Origin of the sequence: Pseudophaeobacter leonis (assembly GCF_002087335.1) — a bacterium.
Lineage (GTDB): Bacteria > Pseudomonadota > Alphaproteobacteria > Rhodobacterales > Rhodobacteraceae > Pseudophaeobacter > Pseudophaeobacter leonis.
The window spans coordinates 1-6,555 of record NZ_MWVJ01000085.1 but is presented as its reverse complement, the minus strand read 5'-3'; the positions used below and the strand labels follow the sequence as shown (position 1 = coordinate 6,555).

Below are 6,555 nucleotides of genomic sequence, written 5' to 3'. Positions count from 1 at the left end.
ATCAAGAAGAGTTTTTCAACAAAATTCGCCGATTCTCTAGGCGGATCCCTTCGGAGCCTTACATGCGAGCGTTAGGCTTTGAGTCATCTGCTATATACCTCGCGTTGACCACTACCTTGCGGGCTTTGTGGGGGGGGCGACGACGTCGTGAAACGCATCGGCATCCTGCATCATGATCGCGTCCATTGCACAAATGCCAACTTTGAAAGGGGGATGATGCATGAATAGTAGCACCGGATCGTCGGTTTCCTGCAGTCGGGCACTCAGCCAGTCAAGCCGTGCTTGGCAATAGCTACCGGCATGGGTGCCCGGGCTTTTTGTATCAAGACAGATGGCACGGCCATGAGGCGTATCAAGGGTGAACTGCACAAATCCGTTGCTGTCGCGTGGGGCGTTTGGGAAATACTCGGCAAAGGCTGCTGTGTCGTCATGGTTGCCGACCATGAGATGCACCGGCATGGGCAAACGAGATATCTTGTCCCGGAACGCCGCATAGGCGCCTGCATCCCCCCAATGGGTCATGTCCCCCGTGACGATGACGAATGCCGCGTCGCCATGTTCGACGTTGATGCTGTCAACTGCCTGCGCCAACCGGCGGGCAGGGTTGGCACCGTACAACAGGCGATCACCACTGTTCACATGGGTGTCGGTGAGGTGTATGAATTTCATTCTGCCGCCACGCCGGGCTTGGCCCAGTCTTCCCAGCCGGTGCCAGAGGCCATGACCGGCCCGTCCCATGCAAAGGGGATTTGGTGGATCGTGGTGTCATTGCCGTCAATTGACAGCACGAAATAGGCCGGAGCCATCGGCGCACCCTTGAGAAGCTCGGTCTCGTTCAGGTCCGGCAGGGACTGGTTCCCGGTCGAGGGGACGCTTGCGAATGGGATGCCTGCGAAACGCCCGTGGATCGGCGCGTGGACATGGCCAAAATGGATATAGTCAATGCGGTCGCCATAGGCCTCAAGCAGGGCCTTGAAGGCCGCGCGATCCTCGGGGACGAGAGCGATCTTGTCTTCGGCGGGTAGGCCCACGGGCATCGGGTTGTGGTGCAAGAAGATGCGGGCGCGCCCGGCAGCAGTCAGTTCGGCCTTGAGCCAGTCGCGGCGCACGGCGCAGAAGTGACCGGCGTGGGTCTTGTCGCCAACACTGTCGAGATAGATCAGTCGGGTGCCATCCAGCGTTTCGGCGTGATTGACGAAACCGTTGGCATCGACGGGATGATCGGTGAACACCTTGCGGAAAGTGTCGCGGTCATCGTGGTTTCCAATCAGCAGACGCACCGGAATGGACACCTCCGCAAGCGCGGATTTCAGCGCCTCGTAGGCCGCGACCTCGCCCCAATGGGTCAGATCGCCGGTAATAACGATGCGGTCGGCGTTCGCGTGGTTTTCGGCCACATTCGCGAGGGCGCGGGTAAAGCGGGCGTGGGGGTCAAGTCCGCCCATTTCTTCGCCGGGAATGGTCAGGTGGATATCGGAAATATGGATGATCTTCATGGGGCGTCCTGAAATTGAGGGTCCGGCCGCCCGTGTGGGGCAGGCGACCGGAAAAACGGTTCAGCCGTTGGGCAGCAGGTCGGCGACTTCTTCAACCATGTCCTGCTGAAGCTCTTTCATGTCGGTGGCGTCGCCGGTGACGATGCGTTCGATCCCGTCATAGATCACCTGGGTGATCGCCAGACCGTTGTCACCCGGATAGGCAAGCCAGTCGCGCAACAGCGGCAACTGATCCACGGCGGTCTGCTTGTTGGGGTTCTGGTCGTAGAAATCCGCAAGGATCACTTCGTTGGCAGCCTTGTTCGGCGGCATGTAACCGGTGGTCTTAGCCACTTCGGCAGCACCTTCACCCGAGGTGATGAACTTCAGCCAGGCCCATGCGGCCTCTTGAACCTTGGGATCGTCCGACGTCGAGGTTAGCAGCGGCGGCGTTGCCACCGGCGGGGAGAGCCTTTGGGGTTTCGCCCATGCCCGGGAACGGGCCGGTCACAAGGTTAAAATCGCCCTGCGAGCGCTCGACAGCGCCAAGCGCCGAGGTCGACCAGAACATCATGCCGATCTCACCGGCTGAAAAGGACGACAGGGCGGCTTTCTCCATTCAAGGTTCTTCATCTCACACTTGGTGAAGATTTCCTGCATTTGCTCAAGCGCGGCCAGAGCTTCGGGGCTGTCCATAGCCACGTGACCGTTGTCGACGATGGCTTTATCCTGCGACCACATCAGGGCCTGCATGAACCAGTTGCCGGTGATGTTCCAGCCCCAGAAAATTGGGTTTTTAACGCCGTTGGCCTTCATGGTTTCACACATGCCGATCACGTCGCTCCAGGTCTGGGGCAGCGTTTCGACACCGGCTTCTTTCAGGATGTCCATGTTATAATAGCCAACCGGCAGTGAGACCGAGAAGGGCAGACCGTGGACGTTGTCGTCAAAGGTCGACAGCGACAGCATGGCGTCGTGGTAGCCTTCTCTGGCGAAATCGGCTTCCTTGGCGATGAAGGGTTCCAGCGACTTGGCGATGCCTTTGTCCACCAGGATCTGCTGACGGTTGAGGCCCTGCATGGTCACGTCGGGCAGGTTGCCCGAAACGGCTTCGCGCAGAATGGTGTTGGTGCCGTCTTCGTAGGATTCATAAGTCGCGCGGAATTTCACGTCGATATTGGGGTGCGCTTCCTTGAAGGCTGGCATCATCGCTTCGTAGGTTACGTCAAAGAGATGCGAATAGGGATAGGCGAATTCGATGGTCACGGTGTCTTCAGCGAAGACAGCCGAGGCGGTCAGCGCCAGGGCCATTGCAGTGGCAGTCAGTTTCATGGAAGATATCCTCTCTTGCCAGGTCTTGGAGCCGCTTGTTTGCAGACGGGGCCCCGGGGTTCATCCCTTGTGGGATCTGGGTAAAGGGGGCGCCTTTCGGGGCGTCCCCGAAATCATTTCATGCCGCTCAGGGTGATGCCTTCGATGAAGCGCTTCTGCGCCAACAGGAAGGCAACGATGAGCGGGGTGACGATCACGGTGGCAGTGGCCATCATCGGGCCGAAGTAGCTGCCATCGCCATCGCCCTTGAATTCGCGCAGGCCCAACGGAGGGGTGAACAGATCGCGGTTGCCGGTAACGACGATGCGGGGCCAGAAATAATCGTTCCAATGGGCCACGATCGAGAAGATCGCAAAGGCAAGCAAGGCCGGGATCGCCGTGGGCAGCATGACACGCCAGACGATCGAGAATTCGCCCATCCCGTCCATGCGGGCGGCGTCGATCAGATCATCCGGCACGGTCATGAAAAACTGGCGCATCAGGAAGATGCCGAAGACCGAGATCGTCCATGGCACCACCAGCGCGGCATAGGTATTGGTCAGTCCCAGATTGGACAGCATGATGTAGAGCGGCAGGGCAATGGCATGGACCGGGATCAAAAGGCAGAAGAGCACCAGCCCGAACACGGCCTCGCGGCCCCAGAACTTGAGCTTGGCCAGCGCGAGGCCGCAGGCAGGGCCACCACCACCTGAATGAGGAAGATCGAACCAGTGACGATTATGCCATTGAGCAGGTAGCGCAGAAGCGGTGCCTCGGTGAAAGCCTTGGTATAGTTGAAGACGGCCGGGCGCATGGCGCAATCGGCCTCGGCCTCGGCCACCAGCGCATCACGGATCTCGCCATCGGAGGCACCGGGGAAGCGGTGGGCGGCAGCGGCAACGTCTTTGCGGTTGGGATCGCGCAGCTTTACGCAGCGCTCGTCCACCATCATTTCTTGGCGCCCGAAAAATCCGCCTTCGCCGCGGTCGATCTCGCCGGGGCTTTTGAACGAATAGCTGACCATCATGTAGAAGGGCGCGATGACGACGATCACACCGAGGATAAGGATCAGATGTTTCCACCAGTCGCGGGTCATCCGTAATGCACCTTTCGTTCCACCAGCCAGCGCTGGATCAGGGTGAGAAACATGACGAAAACGAGGAACAGAACGGTGATGGCGGAGCCGATGCCGATCAGGTTCTGCTGCACGCCTTTTTCAAAGATCGCGAACATCATCACGTAGGTGGATTTGTTCGGCCCGCCGCCTTGGGGCCAGAAGGCTTCGATCGTATCGAAGACCTGAAAGGCGCGGATGCAGGAAATGGTGACGACGAAAACGGTTGTGGGGCCAAGGGCGGGCCATGTGACAAGGCGAAACCGCTCCCATCCCGATTTGGCGCCGTCCATCTCGGCTGCGTGGTAAAGCTCGCGATGGACGCCTGTCAAACCGGCGAGATAGAGCACCATGTTGAAGCCGAACCCTTGCCAGATGCCGATGAAACAGACCACCCAGATCGCGTATCGCTTGTCACCAAGCCAGACCGGGAAACCATCTGTACAGCCTTCGGCCATGAAGGGCCAAATCCATTTCAAGCGGCGAGCCACAGCCCATTTCCAGAGTGCGGTTGATCATGCCGATTGAGGGATGCAGCATGAACTCCCACGCAATCGCCATGGCCAGAAGTGTTGCCATGACCGGCAGGAAATAGATCGTCTTGTAAATCTCGCGGAACCGGCCAAGCGAATTGATGAGAAGCGCCGCGCCAAGGCCCAAGCCGACTGAGATAGGCACCACCGTCACCACGTAGGTAAAGGTGGCTACAAACATCTTCTCGTAGGTCGAGCGGGTGAAAAGCTTTTCGTAGTTCCGCGTGCCGACCCAATCACAGCCGCTATTGCCCAGTGAGTAGTTGGTGAAAGACAGGACCCCGGCGATGAGAACCGGCACGAGCAGGATCACGAACATCAGGATCAGGGCCGGTGCGGTCAGCGACCATGCGGCGCGGCGCTCTTTTGTGGCGGCGCTGGTAGCGGGCTTATTGGCGGGGGGCAGGGCTGCGTCGTTCACGGTCATCTCAGGCGACCTCATGCGCTGCAATTGGTGACGGCACCTCAATCCGGCGCACACGCTGCCCATTGCCGTCAAAGACAAGGGCGCTGGCGGCGTCAAACCCAAGCCCGACAGCCGTGCCGATGCTAAGATCTGCGCGGCGAGAGGCCTCAGTGCGCAGCACGATACGGTTTTCAAGGCCGGGGATATCGACTTGAACATAGAGTTCGGCACCAAGGTTTTCCGTATGGGCCACGGTGCCATTGAAAACGGCGTCGTCCGTGGCAAGGTGCACCGCCTCGGGGCGCAGACCCAACGAGATTGCGCCTTCTATCCGGGTTGTGGCACGCAGGTCGAGATCGTGGTCGAAAAAGCTAAGCCGCCCGTCGCTGTCAAGGGAAACCGGCAGAATATTGATCTTGGGAGAGCCGATGAATTCGGCAACTTCAATCGTATCCGGGTCTTCGTAGATCAGGTCAGGGCTGGCACATTGCAGTATGCGCCCACCCATCATCACAGCGATCCGGTCGGACATGGTCATCGCCTCGACTTGATCATGGGTGACATAGATGAACGTGGCGTCCAGCCGACGGTGCAGCTGAGCAATCTCGGCGCGGGTTTGCACCCGCAGTTTGGCGTCGAGGTTCGAAAGAGGCTCATCCAACAGAAAAGCGACCGGATCCCGGACCAAGGCGCGACCAAGGGCCACGCGTTGGCCGCAGACCACCGGACAGCTGCCCTGGCTTGCGATCCAAAAGGTGCCCGATCTCCAGCATGTGGGCGGCGTTATCGACCTCTTGTCCGATCTCACCCGCCATGGCACGGGCCCCCGGCATGAAGCGACCGAGCACGGGCAGGCGCTGCACCCCATTCATGCGGCGCATCTTGAGCGGTACAGCGATGTTTTCTCCTACGCTCAGATGTGGGTAGAGGGCATAGGACTGGAAAACCATCGACAGGTTGCGATCCGCTGCCCGTTGTCCTGCCACCGATTTGCCATGGATGCGAATGTCGCCCGAACTTTGCTCTTCCAGTCCCGCGATGATCCTGAGCAGGGTGGATTTTCCACAGCCAGATGGCCCGACAAGTGAGACAAATTCACCATCAGCAATATCCAGAGACACCCCCTTGAGCACCTCTGTTTCACCAAAGCGTTTTGTTACGTTCTCGATGCTCAGCTCGGCCATCTGATTCCTCCATCTGACAGGGCCGGTGTAAGCAAGCGAGCTCTCACTTTTGTGACGTCATATTAGCGAAACTAATGGTCGCTATGGATGCCGCCAAAGGAAGGGGACGTCATGCGTGCCAATCACCACCAGTTCGTTGCTTTCGCCTATGTGGTCCGCGAAGGCAGTTTCTCAGCCGCTGCGACCCGTTTGGGCGTGACGCAATCCGCAGTGACACAGCATGTTGCCAAATTGGAGAAACAGGTTGGCTCGCAGCTGTTGTTGCGTGGCCGCGAAGGGATTGCCCTTACCCGGACCGGGCAGGAGTTTTTCGACCTTGCAGACCGGCTGGTCGCGCTGGACACTGCGATCAGCGAACGCCTGGAAGGGTATGAGGCAATGGCGCGTGGTCACATCAAGATCATCGCCAACGCGCCGCTTCCCGCACTCAAGGCGATCAGCCTGTTTCGGCAAGCCTACCCGGGCGTTGAGATCGACTTTGCACTCCATGATTGGACCACAGCGACGCGGCTGTTGCGGGAGCGGCGGGGCG

The 6,555-nt window shown here is 59.2% G+C and carries 3 protein-coding genes and 4 pseudogenes; 1 reads left to right on the top strand and 6 read right to left on the bottom strand.

The window, feature by feature from the left end; translation table 11 throughout:
• Positions 1 to 111 precede the first annotated feature (111 nt).
• The 6 genes and pseudogenes from B4968_RS17605 to B4968_RS17580 form a co-directional block, all read right to left on the bottom strand.
• The gene (locus B4968_RS17605) at positions 112 to 669 is read right to left on the bottom strand and encodes a phosphodiesterase (protein WP_139792892.1); all 558 of its coding nucleotides are present in this window, start codon (positions 667 to 669) and stop codon (positions 112 to 114) included.
• Positions 666 to 1,496: a phosphodiesterase gene (locus B4968_RS17600; protein ID WP_083100710.1), complete on the bottom strand. Its 831-nt coding sequence runs from the start codon at positions 1,494 to 1,496 to the stop codon at positions 666 to 668. Before B4968_RS17600 ends, B4968_RS17605 begins: the two co-directional genes overlap by 4 nt.
• A gap of 60 nt (positions 1,497 to 1,556) precedes the next feature.
• Positions 1,557 to 2,807: pseudogene (locus tag B4968_RS17595) on the bottom strand (ABC transporter substrate-binding protein).
• 113 nt (positions 2,808 to 2,920) lie between these two features.
• Positions 2,921 to 3,882 (bottom strand): annotated as a pseudogene (locus B4968_RS25890) (carbohydrate ABC transporter permease).
• Positions 3,879 to 4,860: pseudogene (locus tag B4968_RS17585) on the bottom strand (carbohydrate ABC transporter permease). The pseudogenes B4968_RS25890 and B4968_RS17585 overlap by 4 nt, the downstream one beginning before the upstream one ends.
• A 1-nt stretch (position 4,861) precedes the next feature.
• A pseudogene (locus B4968_RS17580) lies at positions 4,862 to 6,023 on the bottom strand (ABC transporter ATP-binding protein).
• 111 nt (positions 6,024 to 6,134) lie between these two features.
• Here B4968_RS17580 and B4968_RS17575 point away from each other — a divergent pair.
• On the top strand, positions 6,135 to 6,555 hold a 421-nt coding region (locus tag B4968_RS17575; protein WP_139792891.1), incomplete at its 3' end, for a LysR family transcriptional regulator.